Source organism: Asticcacaulis taihuensis (assembly GCF_900100255.1).
GTDB lineage: Bacteria > Pseudomonadota > Alphaproteobacteria > Caulobacterales > Caulobacteraceae > Asticcacaulis > Asticcacaulis taihuensis.
The window spans coordinates 460389-476056 of the sequence record NZ_FMTS01000002.1; the positions used below are offsets into that span (position 1 = coordinate 460389).

The 15668-nt window shown below is 60.0% G+C and carries 16 protein-coding genes; 3 read left to right on the top strand and 13 right to left on the bottom strand.

Going from position 1 to position 15668, the window contains the following annotated elements; translation table 11 throughout:
- Nucleotides 1–66 precede the first annotated feature (66 nt).
- Nucleotides 67–1512, top strand: coding sequence for a S41 family peptidase (locus BLO49_RS08920; RefSeq protein ID WP_090647414.1), 1446 nt, complete (start codon nt 67–69; stop codon nt 1510–1512).
- 59 nt (nt 1513–1571) lie between these two features.
- Here BLO49_RS08920 and BLO49_RS08925 read toward each other — a convergent pair whose 3' ends face one another.
- From BLO49_RS08925 to BLO49_RS08985, 13 genes are all read right to left on the bottom strand, one after another.
- The gene (locus tag BLO49_RS08925; protein ID WP_090647417.1) at nt 1572–2219 is read right to left on the bottom strand and encodes a MarR family winged helix-turn-helix transcriptional regulator; all 648 of its coding nucleotides are present in this window, start codon (nt 2217–2219) and stop codon (nt 1572–1574) included.
- Nucleotides 2220–2341: 122 nt separating this feature from the next.
- Nucleotides 2342–3058 (bottom strand): inner membrane-spanning protein YciB, encoded by a 717-nt coding sequence (locus BLO49_RS08930; protein ID WP_090647203.1) that lies wholly within the window; start codon nt 3056–3058, stop codon nt 2342–2344.
- Nucleotides 3048–4007, bottom strand: coding sequence for a signal recognition particle-docking protein FtsY (ftsY, locus tag BLO49_RS08935; protein WP_090647206.1), 960 nt, complete (start codon nt 4005–4007; stop codon nt 3048–3050). Before ftsY ends, BLO49_RS08930 begins: the two co-directional genes overlap by 11 nt.
- Nucleotides 4004–5290 carry a tRNA (N(6)-L-threonylcarbamoyladenosine(37)-C(2))-methylthiotransferase MtaB gene (mtaB, locus tag BLO49_RS08940; RefSeq protein WP_090647209.1) on the bottom strand — a complete coding sequence of 429 codons (1287 nt, stop codon included), beginning with the start codon at nt 5288–5290 and terminating at the stop codon, nt 4004–4006. Before mtaB ends, ftsY begins: the two co-directional genes overlap by 4 nt.
- A complete protein-coding gene (dapF, locus tag BLO49_RS08945; protein ID WP_090647211.1) occupies nt 5287–6120 on the bottom strand; it encodes a diaminopimelate epimerase in 834 nt (277 codons plus the stop codon). The genes mtaB and dapF overlap by 4 nt, the downstream gene beginning before the upstream one ends.
- Nucleotides 6121–6258: 138 nt before the next feature.
- Nucleotides 6259–6801, bottom strand: coding sequence for a CC0125/CC1285 family lipoprotein (locus tag BLO49_RS08950; protein ID WP_090647214.1), 543 nt, complete (start codon nt 6799–6801; stop codon nt 6259–6261).
- Nucleotides 6802–6906: 105 nt separating this feature from the next.
- The gene (locus tag BLO49_RS08955; protein ID WP_090647217.1) at nt 6907–7578 is read right to left on the bottom strand and encodes a LysE family translocator; all 672 of its coding nucleotides are present in this window, start codon (nt 7576–7578) and stop codon (nt 6907–6909) included.
- A 31-nt stretch (nt 7579–7609) separates the two neighbouring features.
- Nucleotides 7610–8407, bottom strand: coding sequence for a metallophosphoesterase family protein (locus BLO49_RS08960; protein WP_090647220.1), 798 nt, complete (start codon nt 8405–8407; stop codon nt 7610–7612).
- Entirely contained in the window at nt 8404–9210 is an 807-nt protein-coding gene (locus BLO49_RS08965; RefSeq protein WP_090647222.1) for a phosphatase PAP2 family protein, read from the bottom strand. Before BLO49_RS08965 ends, BLO49_RS08960 begins: the two co-directional genes overlap by 4 nt.
- Nucleotides 9207–10118 carry a diacylglycerol/lipid kinase family protein gene (locus BLO49_RS08970; protein WP_090647225.1) on the bottom strand — a complete coding sequence of 304 codons (912 nt, stop codon included), beginning with the start codon at nt 10116–10118 and terminating at the stop codon, nt 9207–9209. The genes BLO49_RS08965 and BLO49_RS08970 overlap by 4 nt, the downstream gene beginning before the upstream one ends.
- Nucleotides 10119–10290: 172 nt before the next feature.
- Nucleotides 10291–11526, bottom strand: coding sequence for an argininosuccinate synthase (locus tag BLO49_RS08975; RefSeq protein WP_090647228.1), 1236 nt, complete (start codon nt 11524–11526; stop codon nt 10291–10293).
- Nucleotides 11527–11622: 96 nt separating this feature from the next.
- The gene (locus BLO49_RS08980) at nt 11623–12123 is read right to left on the bottom strand and encodes a DUF2199 domain-containing protein (protein WP_090647231.1); all 501 of its coding nucleotides are present in this window, start codon (nt 12121–12123) and stop codon (nt 11623–11625) included.
- Nucleotides 12124–12210: 87 nt separating this feature from the next.
- Nucleotides 12211–14226, bottom strand: coding sequence for a potassium transporter Kup (locus tag BLO49_RS08985; protein WP_090647234.1), 2016 nt, complete (start codon nt 14224–14226; stop codon nt 12211–12213).
- A gap of 186 nt (nt 14227–14412) precedes the next feature.
- Between BLO49_RS08985 and BLO49_RS08990 the strand changes: the two genes are divergently transcribed.
- Together BLO49_RS08990 and BLO49_RS08995 are read left to right on the top strand one after the other, a co-directional pair.
- On the top strand, nt 14413–14859 hold the full coding sequence (locus BLO49_RS08990; protein ID WP_090647236.1) for an Rrf2 family transcriptional regulator: 447 nt from the start codon (nt 14413–14415) through the stop codon (nt 14857–14859).
- Between the two features lie 13 nt (nt 14860–14872).
- A complete protein-coding gene (locus BLO49_RS08995; RefSeq protein WP_090647238.1) occupies nt 14873–15667 on the top strand; it encodes an SDR family NAD(P)-dependent oxidoreductase in 795 nt (264 codons plus the stop codon).
- The last annotated feature ends 1 nt before the right edge of the window (nt 15668 follow it).

Below are 15668 nucleotides of genomic sequence, written 5' to 3' on the forward strand. Positions count from 1 at the left end.
GCGCCCCGTTTACGCCATGTTCTCACTCTTATATGCTAGACTGATTGTATGCCCACCGAGGATGAAATGAAGAATATTTACCTTGCCGGCGCCGCCGCTGTCGCCCTGAGCATCGGGGCCGTCGCCTATGCCAGCCAGCCGGCCTTCTCGCCTCGCTCGGATACCTACAAGCAACTGGAACTGTTCGGTAATGTGCTGGCCATCGTCCAGCAGGACTATGTCGTGCCCGTCGATTCCAAGAAGCTGATCAATGCCGCCCTGGAAGGGATGCTGGCTTCGCTCGATCCGCATTCCAACTATCTTTCGGACGACGACTATACTGACCTGAAGGAAAAGACGCGCGGCTCCTACGGCGGCATCGGCCTGGAAGTGACCGGCGAGGACGGCGCGGTGAAAGTGGTGACGCCTATGGATGACACCCCTGCCCAGAAGGCGGGCATCGAATCCGGCGACTACATCACCGCCATCGACGGCACCTCGATCCTGGGCCTGCCGCTCAATGACGCCATTTCCAAGATGAAGGGCGAACCCAATACCAAGCTGACCGTCACCATCGTGCGCACCGGCAAGGACGCGCCGTTCGATGTGCCCCTGACGCGTGAAATCATTGTGGTGAAATCGGTCAAGACGCGGATGGAGGGCGATTACGGCTACCTGCGCATTGCCTCCTTCTCGGAAACGACCGCCAACGACGCCAAGACCCAACTGGCCGACCTGATCGCCAAGAACCCCAATATGAAGGGCCTGGTGCTCGACCTGCGCAATAATCCCGGCGGCCTGCTGGAGCAATCGGTCGGCGTGGCCGACCTGTTCCTCGATGGCGGCGAGATCGTCAGCCAGCGCGGCCGTGACCCGAAAGACATCATCCGCTACCAGGCCAAAAAGGGCGACATGCTGAACGGCAAGCCGATCGTCGTCCTGACCAATCCAGGCACCGCCTCGGCAGCGGAAATCGTCTCCGGCGCCCTGCAGGACCAGAAGCGCGCCACCATTGTAGGCCTGACCACCTTCGGCAAGGGTTCGGTGCAAAGCGTCATCGACCTGGGTGACAACCGCGCCGTCAAGCTGACCACGGCACGTTACTATACGCCTTCGGGTCGCTCGATTCAGAAGACCGGAATCGAGCCTGATCTCGAAGTGGCGATGAGCAAGGAACAGGCGAAATATATCGCCACGGCCGCCATGCAGTATACCGAAGCCGCTTATGGCAATGCACTGGACGCCGACGAAGGCAAGGTTCGCCGTTCGGCCCACGCCGTCCAGGAAGTGCCGCCGGATGACTTCGACACCAAGACTGGTGATTTCGAACTGACCCGCGCGCTCGATGTGCTGAAATATAATGGCGACGTCAAGCTGGCCGCCGCTCATCCGCGCGGCACCAAACTGGCCGACAGCGATTTGGTCGATAAGCCCGGCGCCAAGATCGAAGCCAAGATGAAGGCCGCCACGCCGGCCGGAACGGTTTCCGGATCATCATCTTCAAGTTCGGCGGCTTCCGCGGAAAAGAAATAAACAGCCTGATCAGCAGACATAAAAAGAGCGCCGACCCGTCTGGGTCGGCGCTCTTTTTATTAAATGGCGTCCGTCTTGACGACCGGTGAATGCACCAGGTCTTCACTGTCCGCCGCCTCGGAAATCCCTTCCGACAGCGGCGGGAAGGGCAGCTTTTTCAGCTTGCGCGCGCTGAGCTTGGTCTTCACCTTCTTTTTCTTTTCTGCCTTGGGTGCCTTCTCGGCCTTCGGCGGCTTTGGCGTTTTTTCCTTGCGCGGCTTTACATCGCCGGACAATTCGGTTTCACGCGCATGGGTGAGTTTGCGCAGCAGCTTGACGAAGCTCTCCCGCTTGGGCGGCGACAGCAGACTGAGGATCTTCTCGTCGGCCGCCAGGACGCGCGGTTCCATCTCGGTCAGGGCCGTCTTGCCGGCGTCTGCAATGCGCACCAGGTTGGCTCGGGCATCGGTGACGGAGCGCTCGCGCACGACCAGTTCCTTAGCGAGCATCCGCGACACCAAGTCGGCGAGCGTCGAACGATCGATACCGGTCACCTTGACCAGATCGGTCTGCGACAGCCCCTCCGTGCCTTCAAGCGCTTTCAGGACAGCATATTGCCGCTGGGAAAGCGCATCTTCGCCGGCTTCGGCGTTATAGATATCAAGGGCGATCTGCAATACACGGTGCAGCAGATGCGAGGGCGACTCATCGAGTCCGTTCTTAGACATGGTCTTTTCACCTGACTTCGACTTTTTCACGATGCCTCCCGATGTGCAATCAGCCGACGGGATAGTGTCATCATTATATGTCGCTTTTACGACAATTCAATCCGAACACGGAGGAATGACCGTCAGCGGGCGTCGCTTTCGGGTTCGGTGATCATGTTTTTCATCAGGAAGGGCAGCAGGCAGATAGACAGCAGGATTGGCCCCCCGATCATGGAACCCAGTTTCCAGGTCAGCCAGAATTCATCGCTTTGCGTCCGCCAGATGGCCTCATTCACGCCAGCCATGGCAAGGTAGAACAGGGCGTAATAAAGTGTCAGGCGCGGCCACGCCGAGTCTTTGAGTTTCAGCGCATCGCCCAGCAGGGCTTTCAGCGGCTGTTTTTTCAGCACCAGGGCGCCCAGCAGGATGCCGCCGATCAGCACGTCGACAATGGTCATCTTGATCTTGACGAAGGTGGCGTCATGGAAAACGACGGTCAGGATCGTCATCGGAATGGTGATCAGGCAGGAAACCAGCGGAATCCAGGCAATGCGCTTTTCCGCGATCAGCCCGCCGATCAGGGCCAGCACGGACGCCGCGCCCAGTACGCCGGACGCCCAGATCAGGCAATCGGCCGCCGGCACCAGCTTGAAGATTTTGCAGACGAAAAAGGTCAGGCCGAAAGCGATCAGCGGGCCATAATCAACCGCCATCTTGACCGTGTTCTGCTTCGGCTGGCCCGGCTTCAGCGCCAATTCGGGATTGGTTTCGCCAAGCTTTTCGGCGGCAATGCCCATAGCGCGGTCGACCACTTGGTCGCCTTCGCGGATCTCGTCGGAGAGTTTCGGCTCATCCGTCATGTTTGTCTCCCAGCGGCTCCAGACCGACCATGGAACGGGCAAAATCGCGCGCCTTGAAATCGTGCAGATCCTCGATATCCTCACCGACGCCAATCAGCTTGATTGGGGCATCGGAAGCTTTGGCGATCGGGATCAGGATCCCACCACGTGCCGTGCCATCGAGCTTGGTCATGACGAGGCCAGACACAAACGCCTGGCGGCCGAAAATCTGCTCCTGGCTGAGCGCATTGCGGCCCACCGTGGCATCGAGCACCAGCAGGGTCTCGTGCGGCGCCTCCGGATCGACCTTCTTGATCACGCGGACGACCTTCAGCAGTTCATCCATCAGGGCCTGCTTGTTTTGCAGGCGGCCGGCGGTGTCGATCAGCACGACATCGTAGCCTTCTGCCTTCGCCCGGATAAAGCTGTCATAGGCCAGACCCGCGGCATCGGCGCCGGTCTTGCGGCCCATGAAATCGGCGCCGGCGCGTTCGGCCCAGACCTTGAGCTGCTCGACGGCGGCAGCGCGAAAGGTATCGCCGGCCACGATCAGGACTTTCGCCCCGCTCTTGACCAGCTTGGCAGCGATCTTGCCCAGGGTCGTCGTCTTGCCGGAGCCATTGACGCCGACGAACAGCACGACATAGGGACGGGGACCGGCTAGCGGCTCGAACGTGCCCTCATGCCCCACCAGTTCATCGGCCAGGGCTTCGGCCAACGCCGCGCGCACGGCGTTGGAATCCTTGGCGGAATTAAACTTCTGTTGCGCCATCTTGCCAGCGATGGTGGCGGCGATCTGCGGGCCTAAGTCACTTTCGACCAGCAGGTCTTCCAGTTCCTCCAGCGCGGCGTCATCCAGGCTTTCCTTTTGCTGGAAAACCTGCGTGACCGACTCGGTCAGGTTCTGCGAGGTGCGGGAAAGGCCCTGCGTCAGCCGCTGGAACCAGCCTTTTTTCTTTTCTTCAGTCATACCGCTTGCTGTAGCTGAGTTTGCACGAGGCTGCCAATGACATGTTTGCCATCATGGCCATGGATACGGATATCGCTGATGCCACCGACGACAGCCTCGCCATCAAAGACGACCTCGGTAAAATCGGCGGCACGGGCAAAGCCGGGTTTTTCGACCACGCAGGAGAGGATGCGGCCCTGCTGACGGTTGAGGTGACGGATCAGCGCCTCCTCGGCCTTGGCGCGCAGACGGGCAGCGCGTTCCTTGATAGTGGTGCGCGGCAGTTGCGGCATCTTCGCCGCCGGTGTCTGTGGGCGCGGCGAATAGGGGAAGACGTGGACGAAGCTGAGGTCGCAGGCATCGACCAGCGACACGGCATTGGCGAACATGTCTTCGGTCTCGGTCGGGAAACCCGCGATCATATCGGCGCCAAAGCTGATATCCGGGCGCACAGCCCGCACCTTTTCGACCAGCCGGATGGAATCGTCCCGCAGGTGCCGCCGCTTCATCCGCTTAAGGATCATATCGTCCCCATGCTGAAGACTGAGGTGCAGATAGGGCGCCAGGCGTTCTTCATAGGCAAAGGCGTGCAGAAGCGTATCGTCGATCTCGGCGGCATCGATGGAGGAAAGGCGCAGGCGCTTCAGGTCAGGCACCAGCTTGAGGATACGTGTCACCAGATGGCCAAGCTGCGGCGTGCCCGGCAGGTCAGCGCCCCACGAGGTCAGGTCGACACCGGTGAGGACGACTTCATTATAACCCTGCGCCACCAGCTTTTGCGTCTGGCTGATGACATCGCCCGCCGCCGCCGAGCGTGAATTGCCGCGGCCATAGGGAATGATGCAGAAGGTGCAGCGGTGATCGCAGCCGTTCTGCACCTCGACAAAGGCGCGGGCGCGATCCTTCAGACCATCGATCAGGTGGCCGGCGGTTTCCTGCACCGAGAAGATGTCGTTGACGACGATACGGGCCGAATCCGGCGTCAGCTTATAAGCCCCTGCCTTCTGCTTGTCGGCATTGCCGATGATGAAATCGACTTCGGCCATGTTGGCGAAGGTGTCCGGGTCAGTCTGGGCGGCGCAGCCAGTGACAATCAGCCTGGCATCCGGGTTTTCCTTGCGGGCGCGGCGGATGGCCTGGCGCGCCTGGCGCACGGCCTCGCCGGTGACGGCGCAGGTATTGAAAATGATGGCGTTGTCGAGCCCATCCTCGGCGGCGGTCTTGCGAATGACCTCGCTTTCGTAAGAATTCAGCCGGCAGCCGAAGGTGACCACGTCTACCTTTTTTTCGTTTTCTGGACTCACAACGTGCCCTCGAACTCGACCTCAACCGGGCCGGTCATGATGACATGATCATTTTCCGCCCACGCGATGTGCAGTGGGCCGCCATCCATAATAACTGTCGCGGTGCGGTCGGTCAGGCCACGACGGGCGGTGGCCACAAGCGTGGCGCAGGCCCCGGTGCCGCAGGACTGGGTGATGCCGGCGCCACGTTCCCAGACGCGCATGCGGATGGTCTGGCGGTCTATCACCTGCGCGAACTCGACATTGACGCCCTCGGGGAAAAGCGGATGGTTCTCGATCAGCGAACCGGTGGCGGCGACATCGACCTTCGACACATCATCGACGAAAAACACCACATGCGGATTTCCCATGCTGACGGCGCAGGGCGTATGGTAGAGCGGCGCATCGTAAGGCCCGACCTTCAGCTCCAGCCGCAAGGTGTCCATCTCTTCAGAGAGCGGAATCTCGCGCCAGTCGAGGCGCGGCTTGCCCATATCAACGGCCACGGTTCCGGTCTTTTCGTCGGCCCGGATCACAATGGCCTTTGTCGCGCCGCCCAGCGTATCGATCTTCAGCGTCTTCTCAGCGGCCTTCGGGTTCAGATACCAGCCCACACAGCGCAGGGCATTACCGCAGGTCTCGACCGTGCCGCCATCGCTGTTCCACACGCGCATGAAGGCATCGCCACTTGCACTGCCTTCAATGGCGATCAACTGGTCAAAGCCGATGCCTGACGCGCGATCACCCCAGGCGCGGACCTGTTCCGGCGCCGGTGCAAAGGCGGTGTCGCGGGCGTCAACGACAATGAAATCATTGCCAAGGCCGTTCATCTTCAGAAAAGGTCTGCTCATTGCGGCCTATATAGTCGCAATGACGCTGAAAATGTAGTGCTTTGTTGACTTCCAGACCAATCGGCCCCGCGCATACGCAATTACGGCATTCGGCGTCAGCCGAATGCCGTAATTATGACCTAGCGATTTGCCGCGCGATCAGTGCGTCGTGCCCGGCCGGATGATCTTAGATTCCAGATTGGCCTTGACCGCCCGGGCGTCATAGGCGTTCGGATCGCTGTCCGGCTTGGCGCCCTTGTGCATCAGGATTTCCGCATTGGCTTCATACCGCGAATAGACGACGGTGTCCGTACCCCAGTCGGCACCGAAAGCCCCCCAGCGGCTCCAGCGATTGCGGCTGTAGAAGCGCCAGGAGAAGCTGCTCATGTAAGGGTCTTCAAACGTCGTGGCGCGCTTCTTTTCATCGGTATTGCGGCTGACCACCTCGAACCAGTCATAACCGGATTCGACCGTCAGTTCGGCGGCGCGGTAAAGCAGGTAATTTTCCACCGTTTCGCGCTTGGTCATGTCGTTGCCGGCAAAGCTCAGGCGGTAGCGGTTATCCTCGATGCGCGTTTCGGAATAGCCACGCTGGTTGGCGGGCGACACATTGGCCGCGACGGGCTGGTAAGGGGTGGGCGTGGCGCAGGCCGACAGCATGGTCAGACTGGCGGCGGCCAGGGCGAGGCTCAAAGACTTCATGGTATAACTCCCCACATATGCAAAACTTTTACACATATTAACCTTCGAGAGTGTGCCGTCAATGTGGCAATATTAGGCCGTCCGTAATGCGTTTATAAGCCTGTGCTACAGCCGCAGCAACTCCATGCCGGCGTGCCAGATGATCAGGGCGGCGATCGCCATCAGGATCAGGCAGACACCGAGATCGAACACCTGCTTCTTCCTGGGGTCGCTCAGGGTATGCGACAGGGTAACGGCGGCCAGGCCATAGGTGGTCATGGTGACCGTATCCATGCCGATGGCCGTTGCGGCGAAGGCCACCATCTGCGGCGGCACGGCGCGGTGAATATCGACGAACGGCGGCAGGACGGCTGTGAAGAACAGGGTCACCTTGGGATTGAGCAGCTGAACCAGGAAGCCATCCTTGAAGGTAGCGGCCATGGTCCTGTTCGGGTCCGGTGCCGCCGTCAGGCTGGAAGCAATGTTTTCATTGCGGATATCGAGCGCCGCGCGGAACCCTTTAAAAGCCATCCAGCCGAGATAGAGCCCGCCGGCAACCGCAACGATCTGGAATAGCAGCGGAAAGGCCGTCAGCAGGATTTGCAAACCGAAAGCACAGGCGATGAACCAGATCAGCGAAGCGCAGTTCAGCCCGATCACAGCGGCGATGACATGGCTCTTGCGTCGCCCAAGGCCGGTGCGGATGGCGAACAGGTTAGCCGGGCCGGGCGTTATGGCCATGAAGAACATGGTGACGAAAAATGCCCAGTAGGTATGCGGATCGATCGGAAAAGCCATGCTGGGGCAATAGCATATCTGGCCTATTGCGCTATCCCGAAGCGGCCGGTTTTGTGTGACTCTTTGTATGACTCAGGGCCTCGAATGTGGTGAAGCGGCCATCTGCATAGCGCAACTGGTCGATGCGCAGGGTCGTATCGGTAAATTCCAGCAGGTTGAAGCCCTGTGGCTGGCGGCGCAGGCGCGTGGACATGCCGGTCGAGGCGCTGACGAACAGGGTCTTGTGCGCCTCCTCCTGGCGCGTCTCGATATAGGCATGATGCTGGTGACCGGCCAGCACGATATCGATGCGCTGTTCGGATATGGTTTCCAGCAGCGGCCGCTTGTTGAAGACGGCAACATCCAGAGGAAACTCCTTCGGGCTCATCAGCGGGTGATGCAGGACGAGAATGCGCCAGGGCGCGGTTGCGGCTTCAAAGGTCCGGGCAATCTCACGGCGCTGTTTTGCACTTACCGCGCCATTGGCCCAGTTCCAGTGCGGCAGGATGCGGCGGGCGGTATTGATGCCCTTGATATGCACTGGCCCTGCGGCAAGCTCCGGATTCAGCTCATCGATCAGATGCCGTTTGTAGCGCCCGAACGGATTGAGGAAGCGCGTCAGGTCCAGGCCCGGCAGGTCATGATTGCCGGGAATGACGAAAACCTCCATCGGCAGGGCATCGAAAAACGCCCGCGCCGCGGCAAATTCAGCCTCGGTCGCCGATTGGGTGATATCCCCGCTGGCGATGACCAGATGAGGACCAGCCTCGATCAGGTGCGCCACCAGCGCCTCAAGCACGGCGGGATCATGGGCGCCGAAATGCAGATCGGAAATGTGGGCGATCTTCATGCGAACCCTCTTTGCACGGCATAGCGGGTCATATCGGTGCCGTGATGAAGCCCGATATTCAAGCCGCCGGCCAAAATCAGCGCCGACATCGCCACCAGAAGCAATTTGACGGGTTCAACCGGTTCGGCCGGCCGCCACATGTAGAAGAGGCCCAGCAGGGCCAGCCAGCCGGAGCCGAAGAACAGCCCGCCGGCGACATCGGACAGCCAGTGCGCCCCCAGATACAGCCGCGAAAAGGCGATCACCCCCACCAGCAATACAAGCGTTATAACCACCGGAATCCGTGCCAGAAAAGGCAGTTTGCGCGACATAATGATGATCAGGAAGCCGTAGAGCACGGCGTTTGTTGTGGAGTGGCCGCTGGGAAAGGAAAAAACGCTGACGCCGTCATAATGCATGTCACCGGGCCGGGCTCGATGCAGGCCGAGCTTGATGGCGGAATTGATCAGCGATCCGCCGCAGATGGCCATCAGCCAGTAGGTCAGGGTGTGCCAGGCGCGTTCATGGACAAGCCACAGCGCCACGACGGCCGCCACCGCGATCACCACGGGCGTGTCGCCGAGTTCGGTAATGGCGATCATAACCCGGTCCAGCCAGGGTGTCCGCAGGCTCTGCAGGGCGACGTAAAACGCCTGATCGGGAGCGAATACGGCACTTTCGAGAAATACCTCCTCGATGACCTCGAAGCACAGCCAGGCAGCAATCACGAAGATAAGACCGAAGAGTAAAAGTGCCCGCCACTCCTGACGGAAGGGCGCCGGCAAGCGCCTGATCCGCGCGTCCAGCCATTGCCGCGTCATCATGACGGCACCTGTTCGTCCGGCATCAGCAGGTGAACAAAATCGGGTTTCAGGGTAAAGGCCAATGGAGATTTCAGTTTCATGACTTCACCATCGATCGAGACCAGCGGCTTGTGATGCTGGCTCCAGATCCTGAAGTGCGGGGCGGTGCGTTCGATCAGGTCGGGGTCTTTCAGCCAGTGACCGAAGATCAGCCGCCACAGCAGGCGGATATGGGCGGTCGGCGATTTGGTGCTGAATATATAAGCGGCCAGTTCGCCGCCGGAAAGCGAAATTCGCTTGAAATTACTCTCGGTCAGCCCTTCCGTGTCGGCGAAGCGATTGACGGAGACCACCACCGCCGGTGCGCGATATTTCCGCATCACACCATTTTCTTCCAGAACGATACGTTCGTGGCGATGGCGCTTCATATTGTCTGCCACGAACAGGAACATTTGCGGCAACAGCAGGAACTTGTTGGTCATGCGCCGCGCCTCCCGATAGACCGAAGCCTGCGGCATGGTGCCGATGCTGGCACAGCACAGGAAGATTTCGCCATTGACGAAACCGGCGTCCATGGTCTGCTCGCGTGTGCCTCCGGCATAGGCGTCCAGCGCTTGCGTTAAAGAGGTAAGCCCCAGGTCCACGGCCAGCAGGTTCATGGTGCCGAAGGGCAAGACACCAAAGGCTTTTTTGTGCGCGGCCAGATATTTGGCGGTTTCGCGGATGGTGCCGTCGCCGCCGCCGATCAGCAGACGCTCAGGTCTTTTACTCAGGCGTTCGAGATTGGTCTGCATGTCCTCGGGTTCGGACATACACAGTTCGGCCACCGGGATTTCACTGGCCGTGATGGCGGCCTCTACCACCGGTTCGCCCATATTGAGCACCGTGCCGGATTTGCGATTGATGAGAATATTGAAGCCTTCGCCCATGCGGCTAAATGAGCGAGATGGATGCAAGGATTCAATGTGGTAATCTTATGGGGTCTGGGGCCTGTGGCCCCAGGTCTTCTCTCTTTCCAAAGAAAAATCCCGGTCCAAAAGGCCGGGATTTTCTTTGGAACAAGGCAAGGTTTGTGGGGTCACAGACCCCACGCCCCATTCGTTAGCCGCGACGATCCCGCTTCGCCGCGACCCGCAGACGCAGGGCATTGAGCTTGATGAAGCCGGCTGCGTCGCGGTGATCATAGGCCACCTTGCCCTCTTCAAATGTGACCAGGTCCTGATCGTACAGCGAATAGGGGCTCTCGCGGCCGGTGATCGTCACATTGCCCTTGTAGAGCTTGATCGTGACCCGGCCGGTGACCTTCGCTTGCGAATAGTCGATCGCCGCCTGCAGCATTTCACGCTCCGGCGAGAACCAGAAACCGTTATAGACCAGCGACGCATATTTCGGCATCAGCTCGTCCTTCAGGTGCATGGCGCCGCGATCGAGCGTGATCGACTCAATGCCGCGGTGCGCCGCTAAAAGGATGGTGCCGCCGGGGGTCTCGTAAACGCCGCGCGACTTCATACCGACGAAGCGGTTTTCAACCAGGTCGAGACGGCCAACACCATTGTCATGACCCAGCTCATTCAGTTTGGTCAGCAGGGCCGCCGGTGACAGGGCCACGCCATTGATCGCCACCGGATCGCCGCGCTCGAAATCGATGGTGAAGACGGTCGGCTTGTCGGGCGCCGCTTCCGGCGAAATGGTGCGCTGGTAGACGAATTCCGGCGCTTCAACAGCCGGATCTTCCAGCACCTTGCCTTCGGACGACGAGTGCAGCAGGTTGGCGTCGACCGAGAAGGGCGCATCGCCGCGCTTGTCCTTGGCGATCTGAATCTGGTGCTTTTCAGCGAAATCGAGCAGGGCCTCGCGGCTCTTGAAATCCCATTCGCGCCACGGGGCGATGACGCGGATATCCGGCTCCAGGCCATAATAGCCGAGTTCAAAACGGACCTGATCATTGCCCTTGCCAGTGGCGCCGTGGGAAACAGCATCGGCGCCGGTTTTACGGGCGATCTCGATCTGCTTCTTGGCGATCAGCGGGCGAGCGATCGAGGTGCCGAGCAGGTACTGGCCTTCATAAACCGTATTGGCGCGGAACATCGGGAAGACATAATCCTTCACGAACTCTTCGCGCACGTCCTCGATAAAGATGTTTTCCGGCTTCACACCGGCAGCCAAAGCCTTGGCGCGTGCCGGCTCGATCTCGCCGCCCTGGCCGAGATCGGCGGTGAAGGTGACGACTTCGGCGCCGTATTCGGTTTGCAGCCACTTCAGAATGATCGAGGTATCGAGACCGCCGGAATAGGCGAGGACGACTTTCTTGACGGGCTTTTGATCGGAAGCGGACATGGGCGCAGGCTTTCTAAAGACAGAAGGCGGGAGGGGTTAAAACAGTCACGCGCGCTTTAAGGTTTAACCCCCCCGGATGCAAGACTTAATGTGCGACTAACTCATGACAGCCAGGGCCATCTCATGCCAACGCCGAACGGTGATTCCGTTTCTTTGATCTATGGCCAACGGATGATCAGATTGGGTAATGGTAAAAAGAGGGATCAGTCCGGGTTCGCGCGTTTGCACGGAAAGCGGCAGGCGCAGAACATCTGGATAGGGCGAAATTGGACTACTAAGCCAGCCAAAATAGGCCGCGTCTTCAGCTCGGTCAGCTTCATCCCAACGATCGCTCATTTGATAGAAGCTTTTCTCGCTGAGAGACGACCAGACAGAAAATGCCAGCGAATTCGGCGTTCCTTTAATAGGTAATTCAATATGCCCACGAATGAAGAAATATGCTTCATCTATAACGCATTGATCTTTGGATAACTTAACCCGGCGATCAAATTCGTCGTCCGGCACAAAAGCGCGCCAAGGGGCTTCTATGCCAAAACAATTCGGCACGCTGTCGTGCTTTTTTCCGCAAATGCGGCATTTCCACCTAAATCCAAACATCTAAGGTATTTTCCCGCACCTGTGAGCGATATAAGCGCACGAACAAGTTGCGGGTCAAGGGCCTGCGGCCCTTGCCGCCGGAGGCTCTTAAACTGTGACCTGGGTCCCCAGTTCGACCACGCGGCCCGGCGGAATGTGGAAGAACTCGGTCGGGTTGGTGGCATTTTTCATCAGGAAGATGAACAGCTTGTCCTGCCACAGGGGCATACCGGAATTGGCAGAAGGCACCACCGACCGCTTGCCGACAAAGAAGGAGGTCGCCATGATATCGAACTTCAGGCCCAGCTTGCGGCAGAGGCCAAGCGCCCGCGGCAGGTTCGGGCTTTCCATGAAACCGTAGTTCAGCGTCACCTTTTTGAAGTCATCATTGATGATCTCGATGGTGACGCGCTTATCTTCCGGCACGCGCGGTACGCCGATCGTCTTGACCGTCAGAATGATATTCTTCTCATGCAGAATCTTGTTGTGCTTAAGATTGTGCATCAGCGCCACCGGCGCCAGGTCGGAATCAGAGGTCAGGAAGATGGCGGTGCCGGCCACGCGGTGCGGCGGTCGCTTTTTCAGCATATCGACCAGGTCGAGCAGGGCCACACTGTCGCGGCGCGATTTTTCAGTCAGGGTACGGGTGCCGGTGGCCCAGGTCAGCATGATCAGCACCAGCAGGCTGGCCAGCAGCAGGGGCAGCCAGGCGCCCTGCGGAATTTTCAGCAGGTTGGAACCGAAGAACACAATGTCGAGCAGGCCGACCGGCGCGATGAGCGCCCAGGCCTGCCAGCGCTTCCATTTCCAGACATGGCGCAGGAAAACATAGGCCAGAAGGGTATCGACCATCATGGCGCCGGTGACGGCGATGCCGTACATCGAGGTCAGGCGGTCGGTGGAGCGGAAAGCGAACAGCAGGACCAGCACGCCCACCATCAGCATGGTATTGATCTGCGGCACGAAAATCTGGCCGGCCTGGGTTTCGCTCGTGCGCTTGATATCGATGCGCGGCAGGAGACCGAGCTGAACGCCCTGCTGGGTGATCGAGAAAGCGCCGGTGATGACGGCCTGCGAGGCGATGACCGTGGCCATAGTGGCCAGGGCGAAGACGGGCCAGTAGGCGACTTCCGGCACCATGCGCCAGAAGGGGTTTTCCCGTGCCGACGGATCGGCCAGGGTCAGTGCGCCCTGGCCGAGATAGTTCAGCGTCAGGCACGGCAGGACAAAGAACAGCCAGGAACTCTGGATCGGCTTCTTGCCGAAATGGCCCATATCGGCATAGAGCGCCTCCGCGCCGGTGACGGCCAGGAAGACCGAGCCCAGGATCACGAAACCGACAAAGCCGTTGGCGAACAGGAACTCGATGCCATATTGCGGCATAAGCGCCACCAGTATGCCCGGCTGATCGAAGATATGATAAAGGCCGAGACCGCCGAGACACAGGAACCAGACCACGGTGATGGGCCCGAACAGGCCGGCCACCTTGGCCGTGCCCTTGGATTGGACCATGAACAGGGCGATGAGAATGACCGCCGATATCGGCACGATCAGGTGATGCATCTGCCCGCCGAGGCCGGGCGCGTCCTTAAGCCCTTCAACGGCGCCGAGTACTGAAACCGCCGGGGTGATGATGCCATCACCATAGAAAAGCGCCGCGCCGCAGATGCCGAGGAAGAAGACGGTAGGGGAAAATTTACCGAGCGCCTTTTGCGTCAAGGCCATCAGGGCCAGGGTGCCGCCTTCGCCCTTGTTGTCGGCCTTCATCAGGAACAGGACGTATTTGACCGTCACCACCATGACCAGGGCCCAGAAGACGAGCGAGATCACGCCCTTGACCGCCAGTTCGGCATTGGTGCCTTCGCGGGTATGGAACAGGGCTTCACGCATGGCATAAAGCGGACTGGTGCCGATATCACCAAAGACGACGCCGATTGAACCGACCGCCAGCGCCCAGAAGCCTTCGCTGCCATGGCCATGGCTGGATACGGCCTCGGCCTCGCCGCTGCCCTCCGGAACGGAGTCTGATTGTGCGTTGGTTTTAGTGGTATCGGCAGCCGCGGCCGCACCTGTATCCGGCCCCGTGGCAGACGCCTGGGGTTCAGGAGGGGTATCCCCGATCATGCATACGCTCCTGAGGGCGCCGGTATGGCAAGCTGACACAAGGTCACTTTGGGAGGCCCTCGCTTGAACTGCGCGCTCTTACGCCTATTTATTACCACATTCAATCTCGATTCTCGCATCTATCGGGGGCACGGGCGTTAATCCCCCTATCAAGACGGCGGAAATCAGCGTATAAATGCTAGGCAAATGTCTGATAGTCAAAGATTTCCCGTGGCCGCCCACACGCTGGCCTATCTGGCCCACCGCAACGCCTATTCCCGTGAACAGGCGGTATCTTCGTCTGTGCTCGCCGCCTCAATCCCCACCAATCCGGTCGTTATCCGCCGCATGACCACGCAACTGGCGAAAGCCGGCCTGCTGGCCACCTGTTCCGGCGTTTCCGGCGGGGCCTGGCTGTTGAAACGGCCGGAGCAGATCAAGCTGGACGAGGTTCTGAAAGCGGTGAATGGCTGTGCGCACCTGGGCTCCGCGCCACTGGGCGCCGAGGGCTGCCCGGTCAGCCAGGCCATACCGAAGGCCGTCAATGAGGCCATGACGGCCGCCAATATCGCCGCCGCGCAGAGCCTGGCCACCTTTACCGTGGCCGACCTGCTGAAACACACGGCGGAACTGCCGGTCGAAGTTCCGGCTTGAGTGAGGGACTGATTTGGCACGCCGTCTTGTCCTGATCACGGGCGCCTCTTCCGGTATTGGCCTGGCCTTTGCCCGCACCTATGCGGCGCACGGCTGGGACGTGGCGGTAACCGCCCGGCGCGCTGATCGTCTGGAAAAACTGGTGGAGGAAATTCGCCTGCGCTTCGGTGTCGAGGCTCATGCCCTGCCCGCTGATCTCGCCGACCCCGCCACGCCGGAAGCCTTGCAAAAAAGTCTGCTGGCGCTTGGCCGCACGGTCGATGGCCTGGTCAATAATGCCGGCTACGGACTGACCGGCGGCTTTATCGGCAATGCGTTGGAAAATCACCAGACACTGATGCAGGTCATGATGACGGCGCCTGTTGAGCTTATTCATCGTTTCGCCCCTGGCATGGTGGAGCAGAAATTCGGCCGTATCATCAATGTGGCTTCGCTGGCCGGTTTCCTTCCGGCCTCACCGGGCGATCCGCTCTACGGCCCGATCAAGACCTTCCTCACGCGCTTCTCGCAGAGCCTGCATCTGGAGATGCGCGATCACGGCGTCCATGTCACGGCGCTGTGCCCCGGTTTCACCTATACGGAATTTCATGACGCCGTGGGCGCGTCCAAACTGAGCAAGGCCATTCCGGAATGGGCGTGGATGGGCGCCGACGAGGTGGCGCGTGAAGGCTATGTCGCCGCCGAGGCCAACCGCGCCGCCTGCGTACCCGGCGCGCCCAACAAGGCCGCCGCCGCCCTGCTCAAGGTGCTGCCCGATGACTGGACGATGGAGTTCAGCGCCGGCCAGTTGCGAAAGCTCCAGCGCTGAA

Coding starts and splice junctions, on each gene's coding strand:
- BLO49_RS08920 (WP_090647414.1), top strand. CDS start 67: ATGAAGAATATTTACCTTGCCGGCGCCGCCGCTGTCGCCCTGAGCATC.
- BLO49_RS08925 (WP_090647417.1), bottom strand. CDS start 2,219: ATGTCTAAGAACGGACTCGATGAGTCGCCCTCGCATCTGCTGCACCGT.
- BLO49_RS08930 (WP_090647203.1), bottom strand. CDS start 3,058: ATGACGGATGAGCCGAAACTCTCCGACGAGATCCGCGAAGGCGACCAA.
- ftsY (WP_090647206.1), bottom strand. CDS start 4,007: ATGACTGAAGAAAAGAAAAAAGGCTGGTTCCAGCGGCTGACGCAGGGC.
- dapF (WP_090647211.1), bottom strand. CDS start 6,120: ATGAGCAGACCTTTTCTGAAGATGAACGGCCTTGGCAATGATTTCATT.
- BLO49_RS08950 (WP_090647214.1), bottom strand. CDS start 6,801: ATGAAGTCTTTGAGCCTCGCCCTGGCCGCCGCCAGTCTGACCATGCTG.
- BLO49_RS08955 (WP_090647217.1), bottom strand. CDS start 7,578: ATGGCTTTTCCGATCGATCCGCATACCTACTGGGCATTTTTCGTCACC.
- BLO49_RS08960 (WP_090647220.1), bottom strand. CDS start 8,407: ATGAAGATCGCCCACATTTCCGATCTGCATTTCGGCGCCCATGATCCC.
- BLO49_RS08965 (WP_090647222.1), bottom strand. CDS start 9,210: ATGATGACGCGGCAATGGCTGGACGCGCGGATCAGGCGCTTGCCGGCG.
- BLO49_RS08970 (WP_090647225.1), bottom strand. CDS start 10,118: ATGGGCGAAGGCTTCAATATTCTCATCAATCGCAAATCCGGCACGGTG.
- BLO49_RS08975 (WP_090647228.1), bottom strand. CDS start 11,526: ATGTCCGCTTCCGATCAAAAGCCCGTCAAGAAAGTCGTCCTCGCCTAT.
- BLO49_RS08980 (WP_090647231.1), bottom strand. CDS start 12,123: ATGTTTGGATTTAGGTGGAAATGCCGCATTTGCGGAAAAAAGCACGAC.
- BLO49_RS08985 (WP_090647234.1), bottom strand. CDS start 14,226: ATGATCGGGGATACCCCTCCTGAACCCCAGGCGTCTGCCACGGGGCCG.
- BLO49_RS08990 (WP_090647236.1), top strand. CDS start 14,413: ATGTCTGATAGTCAAAGATTTCCCGTGGCCGCCCACACGCTGGCCTAT.